This window comes from Geodermatophilus sp. SYSU D00698 (assembly GCF_054050335.1).
Window position 1 is genome coordinate 255,078 of record NZ_JBJGZD010000001.1, and the last position, 22,643, is coordinate 277,720.

The 22,643-nt window shown below is 76.7% G+C and carries 24 protein-coding genes; 11 read left to right on the plus strand and 13 right to left on the minus strand.

Annotation, left to right across the window (positions count from 1 at the left end; genetic code table 11):
* Positions 1-17: 17 nt before the first annotated feature.
* From ACI8AB_RS01315 to ACI8AB_RS01325, 3 genes are all read right to left on the minus strand, one after another.
* Positions 18-980, minus strand: coding sequence for a cytochrome c oxidase assembly protein (locus ACI8AB_RS01315; protein ID WP_456948647.1), 963 nt, complete (start codon positions 978-980; stop codon positions 18-20).
* A gap of 66 nt (positions 981-1,046) precedes the next feature.
* Complete coding sequence (locus tag ACI8AB_RS01320) at positions 1,047-1,970, minus strand: cation diffusion facilitator family transporter (protein WP_456948648.1); 924 nt, start codon at positions 1,968-1,970, stop codon at positions 1,047-1,049.
* A 138-nt stretch (positions 1,971-2,108) separates the two neighbouring features.
* Positions 2,109-3,122, minus strand: a complete 1,014-nt coding sequence (locus ACI8AB_RS01325) for a M23 family metallopeptidase (RefSeq protein WP_456948649.1) — start codon at positions 3,120-3,122, stop codon at positions 2,109-2,111.
* A gap of 586 nt (positions 3,123-3,708) precedes the next feature.
* Between ACI8AB_RS01325 and ACI8AB_RS01330 the strand changes: the two genes are divergently transcribed.
* From ACI8AB_RS01330 to ACI8AB_RS01340, 3 genes are all read left to right on the plus strand, one after another.
* Positions 3,709-4,890 (plus strand): alcohol dehydrogenase catalytic domain-containing protein, encoded by a 1,182-nt coding sequence (locus ACI8AB_RS01330; RefSeq protein ID WP_456948650.1) that lies wholly within the window; start codon positions 3,709-3,711, stop codon positions 4,888-4,890.
* A 198-nt stretch (positions 4,891-5,088) separates the two neighbouring features.
* On the plus strand, positions 5,089-6,297 hold the full coding sequence (locus ACI8AB_RS01335; RefSeq protein ID WP_456948651.1) for an MFS transporter: 1,209 nt from the start codon (positions 5,089-5,091) through the stop codon (positions 6,295-6,297).
* A 35-nt stretch (positions 6,298-6,332) separates the two neighbouring features.
* The gene (locus ACI8AB_RS01340) at positions 6,333-7,223 is read left to right on the plus strand and encodes an aldo/keto reductase family oxidoreductase (protein WP_387985812.1); all 891 of its coding nucleotides are present in this window, start codon (positions 6,333-6,335) and stop codon (positions 7,221-7,223) included.
* A gap of 1 nt (position 7,224) precedes the next feature.
* Here the strand turns inward: ACI8AB_RS01340 and ACI8AB_RS01345 are convergent, their stop codons facing one another.
* Both ACI8AB_RS01345 and ACI8AB_RS01350 read right to left on the minus strand, forming a co-directional pair.
* Positions 7,225-7,815: a TetR/AcrR family transcriptional regulator gene (locus ACI8AB_RS01345; RefSeq protein ID WP_387985814.1), complete on the minus strand. Its 591-nt coding sequence runs from the start codon at positions 7,813-7,815 to the stop codon at positions 7,225-7,227.
* 1 nt (position 7,816) lies between these two features.
* Positions 7,817-9,136, minus strand: a complete 1,320-nt coding sequence (locus ACI8AB_RS01350; RefSeq protein WP_456948652.1) for a D-arabinono-1,4-lactone oxidase — start codon at positions 9,134-9,136, stop codon at positions 7,817-7,819.
* Between the two features lie 104 nt (positions 9,137-9,240).
* On the opposite strand from ACI8AB_RS01350, the gene ACI8AB_RS01355 reads away from it, so the two are divergent.
* Positions 9,241-10,446, plus strand: coding sequence for an alanine racemase (locus ACI8AB_RS01355; protein WP_456948653.1), 1,206 nt, complete (start codon positions 9,241-9,243; stop codon positions 10,444-10,446).
* A gap of 107 nt (positions 10,447-10,553) precedes the next feature.
* Here the strand turns inward: ACI8AB_RS01355 and ACI8AB_RS01360 are convergent, their stop codons facing one another.
* Entirely contained in the window at positions 10,554-10,943 is a 390-nt protein-coding gene (locus ACI8AB_RS01360) for a hypothetical protein (protein ID WP_456948654.1), read from the minus strand.
* Between the two features lie 187 nt (positions 10,944-11,130).
* On the opposite strand from ACI8AB_RS01360, the gene ACI8AB_RS01365 reads away from it, so the two are divergent.
* A complete protein-coding gene (locus tag ACI8AB_RS01365) occupies positions 11,131-11,988 on the plus strand; it encodes a DUF4190 domain-containing protein (RefSeq protein WP_456948655.1) in 858 nt (285 codons plus the stop codon).
* Positions 11,989-12,046: 58 nt separating this feature from the next.
* Here ACI8AB_RS01365 and ACI8AB_RS01370 read toward each other — a convergent pair whose 3' ends face one another.
* From ACI8AB_RS01370 to ACI8AB_RS01385, 4 genes are all read right to left on the minus strand, one after another.
* Complete coding sequence (locus tag ACI8AB_RS01370) at positions 12,047-13,666, minus strand: ABC-F family ATP-binding cassette domain-containing protein (RefSeq protein ID WP_456948656.1); 1,620 nt, start codon at positions 13,664-13,666, stop codon at positions 12,047-12,049.
* A 46-nt stretch (positions 13,667-13,712) separates the two neighbouring features.
* Positions 13,713-13,919 carry a three-helix bundle dimerization domain-containing protein gene (locus tag ACI8AB_RS01375; protein ID WP_387985830.1) on the minus strand — a complete coding sequence of 69 codons (207 nt, stop codon included), beginning with the start codon at positions 13,917-13,919 and terminating at the stop codon, positions 13,713-13,715.
* A gap of 116 nt (positions 13,920-14,035) precedes the next feature.
* Positions 14,036-14,461 (minus strand): DUF1801 domain-containing protein, encoded by a 426-nt coding sequence (locus ACI8AB_RS01380; protein WP_456948657.1) that lies wholly within the window; start codon positions 14,459-14,461, stop codon positions 14,036-14,038.
* A gap of 83 nt (positions 14,462-14,544) precedes the next feature.
* Positions 14,545-15,123: a class I SAM-dependent methyltransferase gene (locus ACI8AB_RS01385; protein WP_456948658.1), complete on the minus strand. Its 579-nt coding sequence runs from the start codon at positions 15,121-15,123 to the stop codon at positions 14,545-14,547.
* A gap of 59 nt (positions 15,124-15,182) precedes the next feature.
* Here ACI8AB_RS01385 and ACI8AB_RS01390 point away from each other — a divergent pair, with 59 nt between their 5' ends.
* The 4 genes from ACI8AB_RS01390 to ACI8AB_RS01405 are packed head-to-tail and all read left to right on the plus strand — an operon-like array spanning position 15,183 to position 18,495.
* A complete protein-coding gene (locus tag ACI8AB_RS01390; protein ID WP_456948659.1) occupies positions 15,183-15,713 on the plus strand; it encodes a GNAT family N-acetyltransferase in 531 nt (176 codons plus the stop codon).
* Between the two features lie 32 nt (positions 15,714-15,745).
* Positions 15,746-16,384, plus strand: a complete 639-nt coding sequence (locus tag ACI8AB_RS01395) for a hypothetical protein (RefSeq protein WP_456948660.1) — start codon at positions 15,746-15,748, stop codon at positions 16,382-16,384.
* Positions 16,385-16,413: 29 nt separating this feature from the next.
* Positions 16,414-17,481: a winged helix DNA-binding domain-containing protein gene (locus ACI8AB_RS01400; protein ID WP_456948661.1), complete on the plus strand. Its 1,068-nt coding sequence runs from the start codon at positions 16,414-16,416 to the stop codon at positions 17,479-17,481.
* 42 nt (positions 17,482-17,523) lie between these two features.
* Positions 17,524-18,495, plus strand: a complete 972-nt coding sequence (locus ACI8AB_RS01405) for an aldo/keto reductase (RefSeq protein WP_456948662.1) — start codon at positions 17,524-17,526, stop codon at positions 18,493-18,495.
* Here ACI8AB_RS01405 and ACI8AB_RS01410 read toward each other — a convergent pair.
* Positions 18,431-18,946, minus strand: a complete 516-nt coding sequence (locus tag ACI8AB_RS01410) for a DUF2127 domain-containing protein (protein ID WP_456948663.1) — start codon at positions 18,944-18,946, stop codon at positions 18,431-18,433. The two genes, ACI8AB_RS01405 and ACI8AB_RS01410, sit on opposite strands and share 65 nt — an antisense overlap.
* Before the next feature lie 89 nt (positions 18,947-19,035).
* Here ACI8AB_RS01410 and ACI8AB_RS01415 point away from each other — a divergent pair, with 89 nt between their 5' ends.
* A complete protein-coding gene (locus tag ACI8AB_RS01415) occupies positions 19,036-20,514 on the plus strand; it encodes an FUSC family protein (protein ID WP_456948664.1) in 1,479 nt (492 codons plus the stop codon).
* Here ACI8AB_RS01415 and ACI8AB_RS01420 read toward each other — a convergent pair.
* Together ACI8AB_RS01420 and ACI8AB_RS01425 are read right to left on the minus strand one after the other, a co-directional pair.
* Entirely contained in the window at positions 20,511-21,482 is a 972-nt protein-coding gene (locus tag ACI8AB_RS01420; RefSeq protein WP_456948665.1) for an ABC transporter substrate-binding protein, read from the minus strand. The two genes, ACI8AB_RS01415 and ACI8AB_RS01420, sit on opposite strands and share 4 nt — an antisense overlap.
* Positions 21,483-21,561: 79 nt before the next feature.
* Positions 21,562-22,008, minus strand: coding sequence for a nitroreductase family deazaflavin-dependent oxidoreductase (locus tag ACI8AB_RS01425; protein WP_456948666.1), 447 nt, complete (start codon positions 22,006-22,008; stop codon positions 21,562-21,564).
* 77 nt (positions 22,009-22,085) lie between these two features.
* Between ACI8AB_RS01425 and ACI8AB_RS01430 the strand changes: the two genes are divergently transcribed.
* Positions 22,086-22,640, plus strand: a complete 555-nt coding sequence (locus ACI8AB_RS01430) for a dihydrofolate reductase family protein (protein ID WP_456948667.1) — start codon at positions 22,086-22,088, stop codon at positions 22,638-22,640.
* The last annotated feature ends 3 nt before the right edge of the window (positions 22,641-22,643 follow it).

Genomic DNA, 22,643 nt, shown 5'->3' on the forward strand with positions numbered 1-22,643 from the left:
CGCGGGCGGTGCCGCGTTCAGGACCCGGAGCGGGCGGCGAGCTGCCTGAGCCGGGCGTTGTAGGCCTCGAGCTCGGCGTCGTCGGTGCGCCGGGCGGTGCGGTCGATCCGGCGGCCGCGGCGCTCCTCGGAGCCCATCCAGCTGAACAGGACGACGACGAGGACGAGCACCGTCGGCAGCTCGCCGAAGGACCACGCAATGCTGCCCGCGGCGTTCTGGTCGGCGAGCGGGTCGACGCCCCAGCCGGCGGGCGGGTCGGCGAAGGTCCGCACCACCAGCGACGTCGACATCATGATCGCGACGCCGAAGAAGGCGTGCAGCGGCATGGGGATCAGCAGCTCGAGCATCCGGCCGGCGTGACCCACCTGCCGGGGCCACGGGTCCTGGGCGAGGATCGGCCCGAAGAACAGCAGCCCGGTCACGGTGAAGTGGGCGAGCATGAACTGGTGCCCGAACGGGTCGCCCATCAGCGCGTCGAAGACGGGCGTGAAGTAGACGCCGTAGAGGCTGACCAGGAACAGCGGCAGCGTGAACAGCGGGTGCGAGAGGAAGCGCGCGACCCGGCTGTGCAGGGCGTCGAGCAGCAGCGCCCGCGGGACGCCGGCCACTCCCCTCCCCCGCGGCAGCGACCGCAGCGCCAGCGTCACCGGCCGACCGAGCAGCAGGAGCAGCGGCGCGACCATCGACAGCACCATGTGCTGGGCCATGTGCACGCTGAACAGCACCATGCCGTAGCCGTTCAGCCAGGTCCCGGTGACGGCGAACAGCGACAGGCAGCCGGCCACCCAGGACGCCGTGCGCCACCACGGCCAGGCCACGCCCGAGCGGCGCAGCCGGACCAGGCCGACCAGGTAGGCCAGCACCCCGAGCAGGGCGAGGACCGGCAGCACCGACCACGCGTCCAGGTGGGGCAGGAAGACCCGTCCCCACGTGGGTGGCTCGTCGGGCACCCACATGTCCGAGTGGTGCCCGTGCTCCACCTGTACCTCCGGTCCGTCCGTCGTGCCCTCCACTGTCCCACCGGCGCCCCCGCCAGGGGCGTCCTCCTAGTCGTGGACGGGGGCCTCGTGGCCGGCGTGCGCCTCGGCCTCGATCTGGAAGGTGCAGTGCGGGACGTCGAAGTGGTCACCGAGGCAGGCGCACAGCGCGTCGAGGACCCGGCCGCCGTGCCCGGCGGCCAGCGCCTCGTCGGTGACGACGACGTGCGCGGACAGCACCGGCAGGCCGGAGGTGATCGTCCAGGCGTGCAGGTCGTGGACGCCGATGACGCCGGGCACCCCGAGGACGTGCGCGCGGACCCGGTCGAGGTCGACGTCGCGGGGCGCGGCCTCGAGCAGGACGTCGAGGGACTCGCGCAGCAGCGCCCACGCCCGCGGCAGCACCAGGCAGCCGATGAGCAGCGCGGCGATGGTGTCGGCCGGCGTCCACCCGGTGAGCGCGACGACGCCGGCCGCGACGAGGACGGCCACCGACCCCAGCGCGTCGCCGAGCACCTCCAGGTGCGCACCGCGGACGGCGAGCGACCCCCGCCGGCCGCGGTGCAGCAGCGCCAGCCCGGCGAGGTTGGCGGCCAGACCCCCGGCGGCCACGGCGAGGACGACGCCGGAGGTGATCTCGGGCGGGTCGCCGATCCGCCGCACCGCCTCGACGAGGACGAACACCGCGACGCCGGCGAGCAGCAGCCCGTTGGCCACCGCGGCGAGGATCTCCACCCGCTGCCAGCCGAAGGTGCGCCGCCCGCGGGCCGGGCGCTGGGCCAGCGTCACCGCCCCGAGGGCCAGGCCCACGCCGAGCGCGTCGGTGGCCATGTGCCCGGCGTCGGCGAGCAGCGCCAGGGAGCCGGAGACCAGGGCCCCGACCACCTCGGCGACGAGGACGGCGAGGGTGAGCCCGAGGACGACGGCCAGCCGCCCGCGCGAGGCCGCCGCGACGGTGGCGTGCCCGTGCCCGTGCCCGTGCCCGGCTCCCATCGGCCCACCTCCTCCTCCAGTGTCCTCCGACGGCACGCGCCCCCTGCCCGGACCTGCCGGGGGGGCGCGTGTCGTGCCGGCCCCGCTGCGGGGGCCCGCCCCGGGCCTGCGAGGGGCGGGGCGGCGGGGTCCTCGCGTCTAGATGGCGACGCCGCGGTCCCGCAGCCACGGGATCGGGTCGATCCGCTCGCCGTCGATGCCGCCGACGTGCACCTCGAAGTGCAGGTGCGGGCCGGTCGACTGGCCGCGGTTGCCCAGCAGCGCGATGGTGTCGCCGGCGCGGACCACCTGGCCGGGCTGCACGAGGATCTCCTCCATGTGCCCGTAGACGGTGACGTCGCCGTTCTCGTGCTGGACGTACACCGCCAGGCCGAAGCCGCTGGCGGGGCCCGCCTCGAGGACGACGCCGTCGGCGGCCGCGTACTCCGGCGTGCCGATGGGCGCGGCGAGGTCGATGCCGGCGTGCAGCGTGCCCCAGCGCGCGCCGAAGCCGCTGGTGAGCCGCGCACCGTCGACCGGCAGCACGGTACTGGGCCGGGCGGCCTCGGCGGCCGCGGCCGCGGCGGCCTCCTGGGCGGCGCGGTCGGCGTCGGCCTGGACCTGCGCCGCGGCGGCCTCCTCGGCCTCGCGGGCGTTGCGGCTGGCGGTGACCGCGCCGAGCAGGGTGGCGTCCGAGCGCAGGGTCGCGGCCTCGGCGGCCGCGGGCAGGTCCTGGTCGGCGATGCCGAGCTCCTCGGCCACGCTCACCGAGTGGCTGACCGCCTCCGGGCCGTCGGCCTGGGCGACGCGGTCGCCCACGGAGAAGGAGCCGACCCCGACCGCGCCGACCAGCGCGGCGGCGAGGTAGAAGGCGGGCCGGCGGCGCGGCAGCCGCAGCAGCCGGGCCATCGCCCGGTGCCGGCCGTGGCCGGCGACGACGGTGACCGGGACCCGCTCCCCACCGGCGCCGGCGCCCTCGGGCCCGTCGGCGGCGGTGTCGTCGGCGGCGGTGTCGTCGGCGCCGGCGGCCGCGACGGCGGCCAGCGCCTGGGCGCCGGCGGCCTCGGCCAGCTCGGCGGCGTCGGCGACGGCGAGGACCTCGGCGGGCTCGGCGGCGGGAGCCTGCGCGGGCCCGGTCCCGGCGACGACGGTGCGGACCTCGAGGCCGGCCACCGTGGTCGTGGGGGCGGGCGTCCCGGCGGCGGTCTCCTCGGGCGAGGTACGCGGCGACGGCGTGGGACGGCGGGCGGGGCGGGACTCGGATCGGGACTCGGTGCGGTCCCCGCCCGGCGACGTCTCCCCCTGACGTCGGTACGGGGTGGGCCGCGGGGCCGTCGTCGCGGCGTCGGCGGGTCGCCGGTCGGGCGACGCTGCCGCTGCCTGCCGGAGGGGGGTGCCGGCCGCGGGCTGCGCGGCCGTCCCTCCGTCGAGGAGGCGGTCCGGGTGGAGCTCGGTCATGCACCTGACTTCCGTCGGGGACAGGGACGTCGTGCCGTGCCCGGGGGAGCGGGCGGGGCCCATGTAAACACGCCGTGACCGTTACGTGATCTGCGGACCTGGGTACGCAGGGCCGGATGTGTGGCGCAGGCCACGGAGCTGCACCGTTGTCATTCGACACTGCGTAGAACCGATGTGACGGACAGTGATGAACACGCCGGTTGAGCGTTGAACGAGGGGCGATCAGGCCCACACCGGGCAGAAGGCCCTGGACAGGCGTGATCGACAGCGCTCCCTGCGGACGACCCGAGGAGAGGATCTCGTGCGCGCAGTGACCTGGCACGGACGTGCCGACGTACAGGTGGACACCGTCCCCGACCCCACGCTGCAGGAGGACACCGACGTCCTCGTCGAGATCACCTCGAGCGGCATCTGCGGGTCCGACCTGCACCTGATCGAGGTGATGGCGCCGTTCATGACCAAGGGCGACGTCATGGGCCACGAGCCGATGGGGGTCGTCCGCGAGGTCGGCTCCGCGGTGACCGCGGTGAAGCCCGGCGACCGCGTCGTCGTCCCGTTCAACATCTCCTGCGGGACCTGCTGGATGTGCTCGCAGGGCCTGCAGTCGCAGTGCGAGACCACCCAGAACCGCGACCAGGGCTTCGGCGCCTCGCTGTTCGGCTACACCAAGCTCTACGGGCAGGTGCCCGGCGGCCAGGCCGAGTACCTGCGGGTCCCGTTCGGCAACACGCTGCCGATCAAGGTCCCGGACGGCCCGCCGGACGACCGGTTCGTCTACCTCTCCGACGTCCTGCCCACCGCCTGGCAGGCGGTGCAGTACGCCGCGACGCCGCCCGGCGGCACGCTGCTGGTGCTGGGCCTGGGGCCGATCGGCGACATGTGCACCCGGATCGCCCACCACCTGGGCATCGAGGACGTGTACGCCTCCGACGTCGTGCCCGAGCGGCTCGAGCGGGCCACCGCCCGCGGCACGCACGTGATCCGCTCCACGAAGAAGGACGACGTCGTCCAGCAGATCCAGGACGCGACCGCCGGCCGCGGCGCCGACGCGGTGATCGACGCCGTGGGCATGGAGGCGCACGGTTCCCCGCTGGCGCAGATCGCGCAGAAGGCGACCGCGGTCGTCCCGGACGCGATCATGGAGAAGGTCATGCAGGTCGCCGGCATCGACCGGCTGGCCGCGCTGAACACCGCCATCGACGCGGTCCGCCGCGGCGGCACCATCTCGCTGTCCGGCGTCTACGGCGGCGCCACCGACCCGCTGCCCCTGATGCGGATGTTCGACAAGCAGATCCAGCTGCGGATGGGCCAGGCCAACGTGTGGCGCTGGGTGCCCGACATCCTGCCGCTGCTGGTCGACGGCGACCCGCTCGGCGTCGACGACTTCGCCACCCACCGGGTGCCGCTGGAGCAGGCGCCGCAGGCCTACGCCGACTTCCGCGAGAAGAAGGACGGCGCGGTCAAGGTGCTGCTGCAGCCCTGACCCGGGTGTGAGGACACCCACCGGCCGCGCGGGGCATGTCCCGCGCGGCCGGTGCCTTGCCTCTCCGTAGTACCCGCCTCTCCGTAGTACCCGCCTCTCCGTAGTACCCGCCTCCCCGTAGTACCCGCCCCGCAGGGCCAGCACGGACGACGACGTCCGCACGCTCCCCCTCCCGCCGTCGTCCCCTGGAGTCCTCCCGTGCCCCGCGGTCTGCTCGCGCTCGCCATCGGCGCCTTCGGCATCGGCACCACCGAGTTCGTCGTGATGGGCATGCTGCCCGAGATCGCGGACGGCCTCGGCGTCTCGGTGTCCGCCGTCGGCCTGCTCATCTCCGCCTACGCCGTCGGCGTCGTCCTCGGCGCGCCGACGCTCACCGCGCTCGGCGTGCGGTTCTCCCCGCGCCAGACGCTGGTCGCGCTGATGGTCGTGTTCGTCGTCGGCAACGCGCTGTCGGCGGTGGCGCCCACCTACGAGACCCTGGCCGCGGCACGGGTGCTGACCGCGCTGGCGCACGGGTCGTTCTTCGGCGTGGGTGCGGTGGCCGCGCGGCGGCTGGTCGCGCCGGAGCGGGCCACGCAGGCGATCTCGCTCATGATGGTCGGGCTGACGCTGGCCAACGTCGTCGGCGTCCCGCTCGGCACGTTCGTCGCCCAGCAGCTGAGCTGGCGGCTGGTGCTCGCCGCGATCGCCGTCATCGGGCTGGTCACGATCGCCGGGCTGCTGGCCTGGCTGCCCGCCGGCACCGGGGAGCGCGGGGACCTGCGGGCCGAGCTGGCCGCCTTCCGCCGCCCCCAGGTGTGGCTGGTGCTCGTGCTGACGATGGTGGGCTTCGCCGCGCTGTTCTCCGTCTACAGCTACGTCAGCCCGATCCTCACCGACCTGGCCGGCCTGCCCGAGGGCTGGGTGACGCCGGTGCTGGCGCTGTTCGGCGTCGGCACCACCGTCGGGACGCTGGCCGGCGGCCGCCTCGGCGACCGGTTCGGCTGGACGTTCGTGGTCGCCGGGCTGCTGGCCACCGCGCTGCTGCTGGCCGCCTTCGCCTTCCTCGCCCGCACCCCCGCGGCCGCCGTCGTCCTGCTGGTCCTGTTCGGCGCGGTCGCCTTCGCGATGGGTCCGGTCGTGCAGAACGGCGTGATCGTGGCCGCGCGGGTGTCCGGCGGCAGCCTGGTGTCGGCGGCCAACCAGGCGGCGTTCAACGTGGCCAACGCGGTCGGCGCGGCCCTGGGCGCGCTGGTCATCTCCCTGGGCCTGGGCTACACCGCGCCGATGTGGGTGGGCGCGGCCCTCGCGCTCCTGGGCAGCGGCCTGGCGCTGGTCGCCCGGCGGGCCGACCGGCGCGAGACCGCGCGGGTGAGCGCCGACGTCGGCCGCTGGCACGCAGAGGTCGGCAGCCGGCTGGCGGCCTGACGGGTTCCCCCGGACTCCCCGGGTAGGAGGCGGGCATGACGACCACGACGGCCGAGAGGTCGGGACAGTTTCCGCTCGGGGACCGCACGGTCAACCGCATCGGCTACGGCGCGATGCAGCTGGCCGGCCCGCAGGTGATGGGCCCGCCGGCCGACCGGGAGGCCGCCGTCGCCGTCCTGCGCCGGGCGGTGGAGCTGGGCGTGGACCACGTCGACACCAGCGACTACTACGGCCCGCACGTGACCAACGAGCTCATCCGCGAGGCGCTGCACCCCTATCCCGAGCAGCTCACGATCGTCACCAAGGTCGGCGCCCGCCGGACGCCGGACGGCGCGTGGCCCGAGGCCCTCTCCCCCGACGAGCTGACGCAGGCCGTGCACGACAACCTCGACCACCTCGGCGTCGACGTGCTCGACGTGGTGAACCTGCGCATGCCCGGCCACGCCCCGGCGGAGCGCTCGCTGGCCGAGCCGTTCGAGACGCTGGCCGAGCTCCAGCAGCAGGGGCTCATCCGGCACCTCGGCGTCTCCCACGTGACGACGCAGCAGTTCGCCGAGGCGCGGTCGATCGCGCCGGTGGTGTGCGTGCAGAACCACTACAACCTCGTGCACCGCGACGACGACCCGCTGCTCGACGCGCTGGCCCGCGAGGGCGTCGCCTACGTGCCCTACTTCCCGCTCGGCGGGTTCACGCCCCTGCAGTCCGCGGCGCTGGAGACGGTGGCGCGGCGGCTGGAGACCACGCCGATGCAGGTGGCGCTGGCGTGGCTGCTGGCCCGCTCCCCCAACGTCCTGCTGATCCCGGGGACGTCGTCGGTGGCGCACCTCGAGGAGAACCTGCAGGCGGGCGCGCGGGTCCTGGGGCCGCTGGAGATGGAGGAGCTCGACCGCATCGGCGGCACCGGCGAGCCCGACGTCGACCTCTGAGTCACCTGCCCCAGGCCGCGAGCTGGTCGACCGCGGCCTCGAGCACCGCGCGGGTGGCGGCGGTGTCGCGGTCGACCAGCCAGGTCGTCGTCGCGCCGTCGACGACGGTGACCAGCAGCCGGGCCAGCTCCGGGACCGGCCGCCGCCAGGTGGCGCCCGTCGCGGCGGCGGCCTCCTCCAGCAGGCGGGTCGCCGCCGCGGTGTAGGCGCGGTACTGCTCGGCGGCCACCGGCCGCAACGCCGGGTCGCGGACCGCGTGCAGCGTGAGCTCGAGCATCAGCGCCTCGGCGCCGGGCTCGCGCTCGAGGTGGTCGAGGTAGCCGGCGGCGGCCGCGCGCAGGCAGCCGGCCAGGCCCGCGGCCGGGTCCAGCCCCGCGGTGGCGGCGGCCAGCTCGCGGCCGACCACGCGGGTGACCAGCTCGCGCAGGAGCTCGTCGCGCGAGGAGAAGGCGTAGTGGAAGGCGGCCAGCGGCATCCCGGCCTCGGCGACGACCGCGCGGGTGGTGCCGGCGGCCAGGCCGTCCCGGGCCATCACCCGCAGGGCCGCCTCCACCAGGGCCGCGCGCCGCTGCCCGGCCGGCAGCCGGGGCACCTCAGGCCTGCCCGGCGGGCTGCCCGGCCGGACCGAGGACCCGGGCGAGGTGGGCGTTGGTGAACACCCCCGCGGGGTCCAGCCGCGCGCGCAGCGCGGCGAACTCGCCGAACCGCGGGTAGCGCGGCTCCAGCGCCGCGGCGTCGAGGCCGTGCTCCTTGCCCCAGTGCGGGCGCCCGCCGGCGGCCAGCGCGATCGCCTCGAACGCGGCGGAGTACCCGCCCGGCTCGCTGCGGGCGGGCACGTGGACGGCGACGTAGGCGGTGTCGCGGCCGTACGCCGTCGACAGTGGGACGTCGTCGGCGGCGGCGACGCGCACCTCGACCGGGAACGGCACCCGGTGCGGCCCGGCGTCGACCACCCGCCGCAGCTCCTCCAGCACGGCCGGGGCCGCCTCCCGCGGGAGGGCGTACTCCGTCTCCCGGAACCGCACCCGCCGGCGGGAGACGAAGACCCGGTGCGCGAGGTCGGTGTACGTGCGGGCGCCCAGCGCCCCGGCGGAGAACCGCGCCAGGGTCGGCACCAGCGCGGGCACCCGGCGACCGGCGGCGACGACGGCGGCGAGGCCGGCGTTGGCGAGCACCTCGTCGTCCCAGAACGCGCGCGCCCGGCCCCGCGGCGCGAGCTCGGTGAGGGGCACCCGGGTGTTGCGCAGGGTCCGGCACCGGTCGGTGTGCGGGAACCAGTAGAACTCGACGTGGTCGGTCGAGGACGTGAAGCCGGCGAAGTCGGCCAGCAGGTCCGGCAGCGCGGCGGTGCCCTCCTCGGCGCGCAGCGCGAACGCCGGCACCGCCTGCAGGGTCACGGTGCTCAGCACGCCGAGGGCACCCAGGCCGACCCGCGCGGCGGAGAGGACGTCGGGGTCCTCGTCCGGCGCGCAGCGCAGCACCGTCCCGTCGGCGGTGACCAGTTCCAGCGCGCGGACCTGCGTGGCCAGCCCGCCGAACCGGGCGCCGGTGCCGTGGGTGCCGGTGGAGATCGCGCCGGCGACGGTCTGCCGGTCGACGTCGCCGAGGTTGGTCAGGGCCCAGCCGCGCGCGGCCAGCTCCGCGTTGAGCCGGTGCAGCGGCATGCCGGCCTGCACGGTGACCAGCCCGGCGTCGTCGACGCCGATCAGCGCGGCGTGCCGGTCCAGCGCCAGCGCGACGTCCTCCGGCCGGCCGATGCCGGTGAACGAGTGGCCGCTGCCCAGGGCGGTGACCCGGCGGCCCGCGTCGGCAGCGCTCCGGACCGCGGCGGCGATCTCCCGGGTGCCCGCCGGGTGCACGACGGTCACGCCGTCCGCCCGCTGGTTGCCGGCCCAGTTGCGCCAGGTGCCCACGCCGCCTCCTCCGTCGTGCGCGGCAGCGTCCCGTGGCCGCCGGACCGGGTCAAGCGACTGGGACGCTTGACCCACTCGGCGGACCGCGAGGATGCTGCCCCGCCATGACCTCCCCGGCCGCAGCCCGGGCCCGGCTGGACCGGGCGACCGCGGACCTCGACCCGCCGCTGGCCGTCCTGGACCTCGACGCGCTGGACGCCAACGCCGCCGACCTGGTCCGCCGCGCCGCCGGGCGTCCGGTCCGGGTGGCGAGCAAGTCGGTGCGCAGCCGGGCGGTGCTGCGGCGGGTGCAGGCCCGGCCGGGCTTCGCCGGCGTGCTCGCGTACACGCTGGCCGAGGCGCTCTGGCTGGCCGGCGGTGACGACCCGGTGTCCGACGACGTCGTCGTCGCCTACCCCTCGGTGGACCGCGCGGCGCTGCGCGCACTGGTGGCCGACCCCGCGCTCGCCGCGCGGGTGACGCTGATGGCCGACTCCCCCGACCACCTCGACGCCGTCGACGCGGTGGCGCCGGCCGGGTCGCGGCCGCCGGTGCGGATCTGCCTCGACCTCGACGCGTCGCTGCGGGCGGGGCGGCTGCACGTGGGGGCGCGCCGGTCGCCGGTGCACGACCCGGGGGCCGCCGCGGCGCTGGCCCGGGCGGTGTGCGACCGGCCCGGTTTCGCCCTGGTCGGGCTCATGGCCTACGAGGCCCAGGTCGCGGGCGTGCCGGACGCGCCGCCCGGGCGCCCGCTGCGCGGCCTGGCGGTGCGCGGGGTGCAGGCGCTGTCGGTGCGGGAGCTGACCGGACGCCGCGCCGCCGCGGTGGCCGCCGTCTCCGCCGTGGCGCCGCTGGCGTTCGTCAACGGCGGCGGCACCGGGAGCCTGGAACGGACCGCGGCCGACCCGTCGGTCACCGAGGTCGCCGCGGGCTCGGGGCTGTACCAGCCGACGCTGTTCGACGGGTACCGCGCCTTCCGCGGCCGGCCGGCGCTGCTGTTCGCGCTGCCGGTCACCCGCCGCCCGGCGCGCGGGACGGTGACCGTCGCGGGCGGCGGGTGGATCGCCTCCGGGCCGCCCGGCGCCGACCGGCTGCCGCGCCCGGTGCACCCGCCGCGGCTGCGGGTGCTCGGCACCGAGGGCGCCGGGGAGGTGCAGACGCCGCTGCGCGGCCCGGACGCCGACGGGCTCGCCGTCGGCGACCGCGTCTGGTTCCGGCACGCCAAGGCCGGCGAGGTGTGCGAGCACGTCGAGGTCCTGCACACGCTGGCCGGGGACCGGCTGGCCGGCGCCGTCCCCACCTACCGCGGCGAGGGCCGGTCCTTCGGCTGAGCCCCCCGACTCGCTCGCTCGGCGTGATCACCGGGTGCGTGCACGCGACACGGCGGGACACGCCGGCCGGCCGTGCACACCTCCGGTGGTCGCCGGAGCCGAGCCGTTCAGTCGGCGTCGTTGGCGAGCAGGGCGCGGGCCTCGGCGGCCTCGTCCTCGGTGAGCCCGCCCGAGCCGTCCGGGTGGTCGACCTGGGCGTCGATCCAGCGCCGGTGCGCCTCCCACGCCGACTGCCGGGTGGCGCCCAGCGCCCGGCCGATCTGCGCCCACGACGCACCGGTCGCCCGCGCCGTCCGGACGGTGAGCTGGCGCCCCTGGGCCGCCCGCCGGGCGACGACCTCGCCCAGCGCCAGGAGCTCCAGCGCCTCCTCACGGGTCAGCGGCCGCGGGCCGGCCGGGTCGTCGGGGTCGGCCAGCGAGTCGCGCGTGCGCAGCTCGTCGTAGCGGCGGACGGCGCCGGCGAGGGTGTGCTGCCGTTCGAGGTCGTCGAGGTCCATGACCCATCCTTTGTCAGGACGGCCTGACAGGCACGAGCCCATGCCCGGGCCGCGCCCTCGGGACGGGTGGTGCTCCTGCGGCGGCCGGGGTGCCTCCGGGCGGTTCGGGTCACTCGTGGGCGTGGTCCGGCCGAAGAACGACACGGTCTCGATCCGATTCCGCCCAGCCCCCGCGAGGAGCCGTTCCGTGTCCCACCCCCCGCAGGCGCCGTACCAGCAGCCCCACGCTCCGGTCCAGCCGCCGTACGTCCCCCAGCAGAAGGGCGCCGGCCTGGCCGTGGCGTCGATGGTCCTGGGGATCATCGCGCTGCTGCTGAGCTGGGTGCCCATCATCAACAACGTCGCCGCCGTGGTGGCCGTCGTCGGCCTGGCGCTGGGCATCCCCGCGCTGCTGCGCGCCCGGCGCGGCACCCACCGCGGCAAGGGGCTGGCCGTCACCGGCCTCGTCACCTCGCTGGTGGCCATCGCCGTGGTGATCGCGACGCAGGCCTTCTACGCCAGCGTCATCGACGAGGTCGCCGACAGCCTCGACGAGGAGCTCAGCAGCGCCGTCCCGTCGGACGGCGCCCTGCCCGACGGCGGGACGGCGGGGCTGGTCGAGCCCGCTCCCGAGGAGGCCCCGGCCGCCGACGTCGTGCCGCTCGGCGTCCCGGCCCAGGTCGGCGACTACCAGGTCACCGTGGACGCGGTCGAGCTCGACGCCGACGCGTCCGTGCAGGCCGCCAACGACTTCAACGAGCCGGCCACCGGCCAGTACGTGCTCGCCCAGCTGAGCGTGACCTACACCGGCGAGACGGAGGGCATGCCCGGCTTCGACCTGACCGCCGTCTTCCACGGGTCCGACGCCCGGCAGTACAGCGACGCCGAGTGCACGGCGGTCCTGGCCGACGACGCGATGGACGCCCCGACCCTCAACCCGGGCGGGTCGGACACCTTCCAGTTCTGCATGGACGTGCCGCCGGCCGCCGTCGCCGGCGGGCAGCTGTCGGTCGAGCCCACCATGAGCTTCGACTCCGACGACCGCGTCTTCTACGCCCTGCCGTAGTCCCCGCTCCCCCGCCACCGGCCGGACCCCCCCACGACGGGGGTCCGGCCGGTGTCGTTCAGCGGGCGCGGGCGACCCGCGTCTCGTCGAACACCGGCTCGTCCGACTCGTACACCCGGCCGTCGGAGCCGAAGACGAGGAACCGGTCGAAGGAGCGGGCGAACCAGCGGTCGTGGGTCACCGCGAGCACGGTGCCGTCGAACGCGGCCAGTGCCTCCTCCAGCGCCTCGGCGGACAGGACGTCGAGGTTGTCGGTGGGCTCGTCGAGCAGCAGCAGCGTGGCGCCGGACAGCTCGAGCATCAGCACCTGCAGCCGCGCCTGCTGCCCGCCGGACATGGTCCGGAACGGCTGGTCGGCGGAGTCGGTGAGCCCGTAGCGGCGCAGCACCGCCATCGCCCGCCCGCGGTCGACGCCCGGCCGGCCCGGCTCGCCGTGCCACAGCAGGTCCACCGGCGTCCGGTCCTGCCACTCGGGGTGCGCGTGCGTCTGGGCGAAGGAGCCGGGGACGACGCGCGCCCCGAGCCGCCAGGACCCGGTGTGGGCGACGTCCTGGCCGGCCAGCAGCCGCAGGAAGTGGGACTTGCCCGCGCCGTTGGCCCCGAGGACGCCGACCCGGTCGCCGTACCAGACCTCCAGGTCGAACGGCTGCATGAGCCCGGTCAGCTCCAGCTGCTCGGCCACGACCGCCCGCACGCCGGTGCGCCCGCCGCGCAGCCGCATCGTCACCCGCTGCTGCGGTGGCCGGTCCGGCGGCGGCCCGGCCGCCTCGAACCTCGCCAGCCGCGTCTGCATCGCCCGGTACCGCGAGGCCATGTCCGGGGAGTTGGCCGCCTGCTGCTGCAGCGTGCGGACCAGGTCGACGAGGCGCTCGTGCTCCTCCTCCCAGCGGCGGCGCAGCTCGGCCATCCGCTCGTGCCGCGCCTCGCGGGCCTCGGGATAGGACGACCACCCGCCGCCGTGCACCCACGCCGTCCCGCCCTCGACGGTGACCACCCGGTCGGCGACGGTGGCGAGCAGCTCGCGGTCGTGGCTGACGAACAGCACCGTCTTGCGCGTCTCGAGCAGCCGCTGCTCCAGCCACCGCTTGCCGGGGACGTCGAGGTAGTTGTCCGGCTCGTCGAGCAGCAGCACCTGCTCGGGCCCGCGCAGCAGCGCCTCGAGCGCGAGCCGCTTCTGCTCGCCGCCGGACAGCGTGGACAGCTCGCGGTACTTGCACCGGTCGTAGGGGACGCCGAGCGCCGCGACGGTCACCGTGTCCCAGGTGACCTCGGCGTCGTAGCCGCCGGCGTCGCCCCACTGCGCGAGCGCGTCGGCGTAGGCGAGCTGCGCGGGCTCGTCGTCGGTCTCCATGAGGGTCAGCTCGGCGGCCTCGACGGCGTCCCAGGCGGCGCGCACCGCGGGCGCGGAGAGGTCGACGAGGAAGCGCTGGACGGTGGTGTCGTCGCGCACCGAGCCGATGAACTGCCGCATGACGCCGAGCCCGCCGCTGCGGGCGACGGCGCCGGCCTCGGGCACGAGGTCACCGGCGACGATCCGCAGCAGCGTCGTCTTGCCCGCGCCGTTCTCGCCGACCAGCGCCGCGCGGGCGCCCTCGCCGATCCGGAACGAGACGTCGTCCAGCAGCACCCGGCCGCCCGGCAGCGTGTGCCGGACCCCGCTCACGTCGACGTAGCCCACCCCGACATCGTCCGGGGCCGGGCAACCGGATTCGGCAGGGCCTCCCTCAGCCGACGGCCTGCAGGCGGGTCCGGGCCAGCCGCTCCACCATCTCCGGCAGGGCGGTCACGGGCACGCCGCTGAGGTCCTGCCGGCACATGCGCACGACGTTGCCGACGACCTGGGGTCGCAACCGCGCGCCGAACTCGTCCACGAGCCGGGTGACGGCCTGCTCGACACTGGGGTCGGCGGGGAGCTGCTCGATCGGCGTCATGGGCGCGCGGGACTCCTCGTTCGGTCCGTGCGGGGGTACGGCGTCCACGGTGGCGGGTGGGACGCGTGTTAAACAGGGACCTTCGTCCCCCGCCGAGGACCGCTGCGGCGTGTCGGTCAGGACACGAAGAAGGCGTTGCCGCCCGAGGACGTGACGGCGGCGGCGTCGCGCACCAGCGCGGCGAGCTCCGCCCGGTCGATCCGGTCCAGGGAGGTGAACCGGACGCAGCTCTTGCCGCAGGACACCCTCCCCAGCCGCGCGGCGCGCGCCTCGGGCAGGTACACGCCGTCGACCACGGCGCACACGTACAGCGACAGGTGCCGCTTCTGCGCGGCGAGGGCGACCAGCGGCCAGCGGGTGGTCTCCCTGGCCGAGCGCGGCCGGTAGGGCAGCAGGCCGTACCCGAGCACGTGCCCCGACCCGGCCGGTACGAGCTCGCGGTCCAGCCCGGGAGCGGCCTCGCGGACCAGGGCGTCCACCCGCCGCAGCTCGGCCTCGCGCGGCCCGGCCGCGGCGAACCACTCCTCGACGGTGTCGGTCACGGACCGGACGGTATCGACCCCGGCCCCCCTGCAGGGTCCCGCCGCGAGCGTGCGAGCGGCGGGGGGCAGGGGGTCTCCCGGGTTCAGGCGGGCCGCCGTCCCCAGAGCAGGGTGTCCAGCGCGGTGCCGGCGGGCGTCTCCCGGCGGACCTGCTCGAGCCGATCGAGGTCGAGCAGGCCGGCGACCGGGCCCAGCCGCCGGGTGCTGTGCAGGATCGCCGGGTCCTGCGGCCCGCCGACGCCCGCGGTCACGTTCTCGGCGTCGTGCCCCAGCAGCAGGAACCGCCCGCCGGGGCGCAGCCAGCCGACGGCCCGGCGGAGCAGGTCGGTCATCGGCGGGTCCGGCAGGTGCAGGTAGGCGACCAGCACCAGGTCCAGGGAGGCGGGCGGCGCCGTCCAGGTGGTGACGTCGGCGGTCACCCAGGTGACCCGGTCGGCGTCCGGCTGCGCCTGCCCGCGGGCCAGGCCGGTGGCCGAGAAGTCGACGGCGGTCGCCCGCCATCCCCGCCGGGCGAGCCCCAGCGCGTGCCGCCCCTCCCCCGCGGCCAGGTCGACGGCGTCGCCCGGCGGCAGGTCCTCCACGAGCGCCGCGACCAGCGGGTTGGGCTCCCCCGACCACTGCTGCCGCTCGGCGTAGCGCGCGTCCCAGTCCTCGGCCTGCACGGGCCGGAGTGTGGCAGCGACGACGTGCGCGCCGTTCGGGCCGGGGTCAGGGTGGGCGGGTGAGCACCCTCCGGCTGGTCCCCTTCGAGCCGGAGCACCTCCCCGCCGTCACGCCCTGGTTCGACGACGAGGCGACGCGGCGGCGGCTGGGCGGCCGCGAGTGGCCGGTGCGGGAGATGGCCCTGCGCGGCACGCGGTGGACCGAGGAGTTCCGCGGGCGCCGGCTGCTGCGCAGCCACTCGTTCGTCGCGCTCGACGACACCGGCCGCCCGGTCGCCCAGATCGGTGGGGACGTCTACGACCGGTGGACGACGTGGGACCCGGTGGCCGAGCGGGTCCTCGCGACCGACGGGCGCCGCACGATGGGCGTGGCCTACGTTGTCGACCCGGCGCGCCGGGGGCGCGGCCACGGCAGCGCCGCGCTGCGGGCGCTGGTCGCCGCGCCGGAGACCGCCGACGTCGAGCAGTTCGTCCTGGGCATCGAGCCGGACAACGCGGCGAGCCTGCGGGTGGCCGCCGCAGCCGGGTTCACCCCGCTGACCACGGAGCCCGACGCCGAGGACGTGGTCCACCTGCGTCTGGAGCGCTGACCGGCGCGGGTGCCGTGACCGAGGATGGCCCCGTGCCCGCACACGTCTCCGACCCCGACGACCTCGCGCTGCACGGCCCCCGGGTGCTGGGCTTCGCCTCCCCGGGGCGGATCGCCGACCGCTACGGGCTCGACCGCGACGAGGTCGAGGACCGCCTGCTCGAGCACGCCACCCGGGGCTGGGTCACCCACACCCGCTTCGCCGACAGCGCCGGGTGGTCGCTGACCGAGGCGGGCCGGGCCGAGGACGAGCGGCGGATGGGCGCGGAGCTGGAGCTGACCGGCGCACGGGACCTGGTCACCGAGGCCCACGGCCGGTTCGTCCCGCTGAACCGCCGGTTCGGGAAGGTGTGCACCGACTGGCAGCTGCGGCCGACCCGCACCGAGCCGATGGCCGCCAACGACCACACCGACTGGAGGTGGGACGAGCGCGTGCTCCGGGCGCTGGGGACGCTCGGCCGCGACCTGGCCGCGGTGACCGATCCCCTGGCCCGCTGCCTGCAGCGCCTGGACGGCTACGCCGACCGCTACGCCGCCGCGCTCGCCCGGGTCGACCGCGGCGAGCGGCGCTGGGTGGACTCCCCCGAGGTCGACTCCTGCCACACGGTGTGGATCCAGCTGCACGAGGACCTGCTCGCCACGCTGGGGATCGAGCGCGGGCAGGACGCCTGACGGTCACCCCGTGCTGGCACCCTCCCGGCATGACCACGGTGACGCCCCGGGAGGTCGCGCTGCTGCGCCTGGTGGCCCAGCGGGTGGCCGGACCGCCGTTCCCCGACGCCGCGGCGGCGGTGCGGGCGCTCGGCGCGGTGCAGGGCCAGGACCTGCCCGGCGCGCTGACGTCGGTGGCGCTGCGCACCGCCGGCCGCTCCCGGGCGGGGGTCACCGCGGCCCTCGACGCCGGCGACGTCGTCCGCTCCTGGCCGATGCGCGGGACGCTGCACCTGGTCGCCGCCGAGGACCTGCCCTGGATGCTCGAGCTGCTCGGCGGGCGGGTGCTGGCCGGCGCGGCGAAGCGGCGGGCGGTCGTCGGGCTGACCGAGGAGGACCTCGAGCGGTCCCGGGAGGCCGCCGTCGCCGCGCTGACCGGCGGGCGGCGGCTGGGCCGGCAGGCGCTCCTCGCCACCCTGGCCGACGCCGGCTGCGACGTCGCGGGCCCGAGGGGCTACCACACGCTCTGGTACCTCTCCCAGACCGGGACGCTGGTCCTCGGCCCCACCGACGACGGCGACCAGGCGTTCGTGCTGCTCGACGAGTGGGTGTCCGCGCCGCGCCGCCTGGAGCGCGAGGAGGCGCTGGCCGAGCTCGCGCTGCGGTTCTTCACCGGGCACGGGCCGGCCACCGTCGCGGACCTGGTGCGCTGGGCGGGCACGACGGTCCGGGACGCCCGCGCGGGCCTGGCGCCGGTGCGGGACCGGCTGGCGACGGTCGACGTCGGCGGCACCGAGGCCTACCTCGACCCGGAGACCCCGGAGCGGCTGGCTGCCTGCCGCGCCGACGCCGAGGCGCTGCACCTGCTGCCCGGCTTCGACGAGGTCGTCCTCGGCTACGCCGACCGCAGCTGCACGGTGCCGCCGGAGTTCGCCGAGCGGATCGTGCCCGGCGGCAACGGGGTGTTCCGGTCCACCGTGGTCTGCGGCGGGCAGGTGGTGGGCACGTGGCGGTGGACCGGCAGGGGCGCGAAGCGGATCGCCGCCGCCGAGCCGTTCACCGCCTTCCCCCCGGGCGTCGCCGAGCGCGTGCCGGAGCTGGCCGCCGCGCTCCCCTGACGCCGGGAGGCGACCACCGCACCGCCGGGGAAGGGTGGGGGCATGGAGTACGTGCGCCTGGGTGCCACCGGCCTGGAGGTCTCGCGGATCTGCCTCGGGATGATGAGCTTCGGCGAGCCCGACCGCGGGATGACGCCGTGGAGCCTGCCCGAGGACGAGGCGATGCCGCTGATCCGGAAGGCGCTCGAGGCCGGCGTCACCTTCCTCGACACCGCCAACGTCTACTCGGCCGGCTCCAGCGAGGAGATCACCGGCAGGGCGATCCGCGAGTTCAGCACCCGCGACGACGTCGTCCTGGCCACCAAGGTGCACGGCCGGATGCGCCCGGGCCCCAACGGCGGCGGGCTGTCGCGGGTGGCCGTCCTGCGCGAGCTGGAGGCGAGCCTGCGGCGGCTGCAGGTGGACCACGTCGACCTGTACCAGATCCACCGCTGGGACCCGGCCACGCCGGTCGAGGAGACGCTGGAGGCGCTGGACTCGGCCGTCCGCAGCGGCAAGGTCCGGTACCTGGGTGCGAGCAGCATGTGGGCCTGGCAGTTCGCCAAGGCGCTGCACCTGGCCGGCGAGCGCGGCTGGCACCGGTTCGTGTCGATGCAGGACCACTACAACCTGCTCAACCGCGAGGAGGAGCGGGAGATGCTCCCGCTGTGCGCCGACCAGGGCATCGGCGTGATCCCGTGGAGCCCGCTGGCCCGCGGCCGGCTGACCCGCGACTGGGACGAGACGACGCACCGGTCGGAGAACGACGCGTTCGGCGGCCGCCTCTACGACGAGGCCAGCGACCGCGCGATCGTCGAGCGGGTGGCCGAGGTGGCCCGCGAGCGCGGCGTCCCGCGGGCGCGGGTGGCGCTGGCCTGGCTGCTGGCCAAGCCGGTGGTCACCGCGCCGATCGTCGGCGTCACCAGGGCCGCGCACCTCGACGACGCCGTCGCCGCCGTCGACCTGCGGCTCACCGACGAGGAGGTCGCCCGCCTGGAGGAGCCGTACCGCCCGCACGCCGTCGTCGGCTTCTGAGCCGCCGGTACTCGCGGAGCACGAGCGCGGTCAGCAGCAGGTCGAGGCCGCCCGCGGCCCACATCCCCCACGAGCCCCGGTCCACGGCCAGGTACACCTCGTAGCCGCCGAACACCCCGAGCACGGCGGCGGCGACCGGGTAGGCGGGCAGCACCTCGCGCAGCAGCGCGGCGACGAGGCCCAGCTTCACCAGGCCGTGCAGGGTCAGGTAGACGACGGCGAAGGTGTGGGCGCCGCCGCTCAGCGCGGCCTCCCCGGCGGTGACGCGCTCGGCCAGCGCGCCGTCCGGGCTGCCGAGCAGGTGGTGTGCGACGACCCGGCGGGTCAGCCCGTCCAGCGCCCGCGGGCCGACGGCGAGCAGCGCCAGGCCCGCGAGCAGCTCGACCGCGCCGTCGAGTCCCTTGAGGAACAGGGCGGCGCGCAGCAGCCGGTCGGTGGTCGTGCCGGGCATGGTCCCGGAGCCGGAGGGGGCACGTCCAGGGACCGGGATCACGCCCGCGGCTCGCGGCCGGGCCCGCGGGGCACGGCGACGATGGGAGGGTGACCGCCGTCCGCCCGCTGCTCGGCCCGCCGGTCCCCCCGCTCCGGGCGCTGTGGCGGGCCGGCGGGCGCCGCGGGGTGACCGCCGCGGCCTGCCTGGTGCTGACCCTGGCCGCCGGCGTCGTGCTGGGGCGCCCGGACCTCGGCTCGGCGGCGGCCCTGGCGTCGTTCACCGCGGTCTACGGGCACGCGCTGCCCTACCGCCGCCGCGCGGGCGTGGTCGCCGTCGTCGCGGTGGTGCTCGTGGCCGGCAGCACCCTGGGCGCGCTGGCCGGCGGGCACCCGGTCGCGCTGGTGCTGGCCTGCACGGCGCCGGCCGCCGCGGCCGCCGCGGCGAGCGTCGTCTGGCGGGTCGGCCCGCCCGGCCCGCTGGGCGTCGTCCTGGTGGCCGGCGGCTCCAGCGCGCTCGGCACCACGCCGGGCGGGCTCGGCGCGCACGCCCTCGCCGCCGCGGCCGGCGCGGCGCTGGCCTGGGCCGGCTGCATGCTGCCCTGGGTGTGGGACCCGGCCGGCCCCGAGCGCCGCGCCCTGGAGGCGGCCGAGTCCGCGGTGGGGAGGGCGGCGGTGGGCGGCCCACCGGCGGGCGCGGCCCGGGCGGTGCGCCTGGCCGACGTCGCGGTCCGCGGCGGCAGCGGCCGCGGCGACCGCCGGCTGCGCGCCCGCCTCGACGACGTCGAGCGGCGGTTCCTCGCCGCGCTGCCCGCCGCGCCCCCGCCGGCAGCCGCCCCGCCCCTCGACCCGGCACCGCCGCGGTGGTGGCACGCCCCCGCGGCGGCGACCGCGCTGCGCCTCGGCGTCGGGTCGGCCGCCGCGGGCCTGGCCGCCGTCGCGCTCGGGCTGTCCAGCCCCTACTGGGCGGTGACGACGGCGGTCGCGGTGCAGCTGGGCACCGACGCCCGCGCCACCCGCACCCGGGGGCTGCAGCGCGCGGTCGGCACGGCCCTGGGCGTGCTGGTCGCGGGGCTGCTGGTCGCGCTGGACCCGCCGGTCGGCGTTGCGATCGCGCTGGCCGGGGTGCTGCAGCTGGCCGTCGAGCTGCTCGTCGCCGCGCAGTACGTGCTCGCGGTCTCCTGCATCACCCCGCTGGCGCTGCTGCTGGTGCACCTGGGCAACCCGACGCCCTCCGCCGGGCACCTGGTGGTCGAGCGGCTGGCCGAGACCGGCGTCGGCGTCGCCGTCGCGCTGGCGGTCGGGCTGTCGCTGCTGCCGCGCGCGTCGAGCCGGCGGCTGCCCGCGGCGGTGTGGGAGGTGACCGCCGCGGCGGCCGCGGGCGACGACCGGCGGCTGCACGCCGCACTCGACCACCTGGCCGAGGTGTCGGCCGCCGCCCGGGCCGAGCTGCTGCCCACGCCGGCGCTCACCGCCCGGGTGCACGCCGCGCGGGTCGTGGCCGACCTGGGCTGGGGCCTGCTCGGCGCCCGCGCCCGCGGCGACGACGCCGTGGCCGCCGACCTCGGCCGCCGGCTCGCTGCGTCCTAGCCGGCCAGCCGGGGCGCGAACTCCTCGAGGTCGTCGAGCACCAGCCCGGCGCCCAGCGGCCCGAGGCCGAGGAACCAGCGGTCGTCGTCCACCGCGACCGCGCGACCCCCGGCGACCGCGGGGATCGACTGCCACAGCGGCCCGGCGGTGACCTGGTCGGCCGCCGTCGCGCCGTCGGCCCCGTAGGCGCCGTGGAAGAGCAGGTCGCCGTCGGCCTGGGTCACCTGCTCGGGCGAGACCTCGACGAAGGTCTCCGCCGTCCGCTGCAGCTCCGGCCGGGCGAAGCCGACGTCGGCCAGCACCGACCCGATGAACGAGCCCTCGCCGTAGAGGCGGATGACCGTGCCGTCGAGGAAGCGGGCGACGCTGACCTCGGTCTGCGCCGGGTCGCCGTAGAGGCCGCCGACCTCCTCGGCCCGCGCCGCGAACTCGTCGAGCAGGTCCTGCGCCCGCTCCTGGCGGCCGAGCGCCTCGCCGGCGAGCAGCAGGTTCTCCTGCCAGCTCTCCCCGATGGCCTCGGCGAACACCGTGGGGGCGATCTGCGCCAGCTGCTCGTAGACGTCGGCGTGCCGCACGGAGTTGGACAGGATGAGATCCGGCTGCAGCGCCGCGATCGCCTCCAGGTCGGGCTCGGCGATCGTGCCGACGGCGGCGATGTCGGCGGGGTCGACGCCGGCCTCCGCCACGAACCCGGGCAGCTCGTCGCTGACGTCGGTGCGGACCGCGCCCACCGGGGTCACGCCGAGGGCGAGGGCGGCGTCGAGCTCACCGGTGTCGAGGACGACGACCCGCTCCGGGGTGCCGGCGACCTCGGTCTCCCCCATCGCGTGCTCGACCGTGCGCGTCTCCTCCGCGGGCGCCGCCTCGGCCACGGGGCCGGTGTCCCCGCACCCGGTCAGCAGCGCCGCCGCCAGCAGCCCGCCCGCCGTCGACCCGGCGATCCGCCGGCCCGTCCTCACCAAGAGCACCGTCGCCCTCCTCCCGGCGCCGGACCACCCGGCGCCGGGAGTGAACTTAGGACAGCCTTCCCTCAGTCGAGCGGGCGGGTCAGCCCTTCCGCTCGACCAGGAAGACGGGGATCTCGCGGTCGGTCTTCCGCTGGTAGTCGGCGTAGGGCGGGTAGGCGGCCACCGCGCGCTCCCACCACTCGGTCCTCTCCTCGCCGGTGATCTCGCGGGCGACGCCGTCCCAGGGCTCCGGGCCGTCCTGCACGGTCACCTGGTCGGGGTGCTTGCGCAGGTTGGCCACCCAGGCCGGGTCCTTCGGCGCCCCGCCCTGGGAGCCGACCATCGCGTAGACGCCGTCCTTCTCCACCCGCATGAGCGGCTGCTTGCGGACCTTCCCGGTCGTCGCCCCGCGGGTCGAGAAGACGACGACCGGCAGGCCGGTGTCGCGCAGCGTGTTGGCCTCGCGCCCGCCGGTCGCCTCGTAGCGCTCGACCTGGTCGCGGACCCACTGCTGCGTGCTCGGCTCGTACTCACCCTCCAGCGGCATGTCCCGACCGTAGGTCCGACGAGTCCGGGCCGCCCGGCCGGTCGTCCCTCGTGGGGACCCGACGGGAGGAGACCGGGATGGCACGGCTGGTGGTCACGCAGAACGTCACCGTCGACGGTGTGGTGGAGGCCGTCGACGACTGGTTCGCGCCGCAGGACGACGGTGTCGACGCCTCCGACCAGCTCGACGTCGTCCGGGAGCACATGGCCGGCGAGTCGGTGCTCCTGCTCGGCCGGCGCACGTTCGAGGACATGCGGTCGTACTGGCCGCACCGGGCCGGCGACACCACCGGCATCACCGCCCACCTCGACGCGGTGGAGAAGGCCGTCGTCTCGCGCACCCTCACCGACCCGGGCTGGGCGAACACCACGGTGCTGTCCGGGGACCCGGTCGAGGAGGTCCGCCGGCTGGTGGCCGACCGGGACGGCGAGGTCGGGGTGACCGGCAGCATCACGCTGTGCCACGCACTGATCGGCGCCGGGCTGCCCGACGAGTACCGGCTGTTCGTCCACCCCCGCGTCCTCGGCCGCGGCCGGCGGCTGTTCCCCGACGGCGCCGACGTCCGGCTCGCCGCGACCGGCGCCCGCACCTTCGCCGGCGGGGTCACGCTGCTCACCTACCGGCCGGCGTGACGG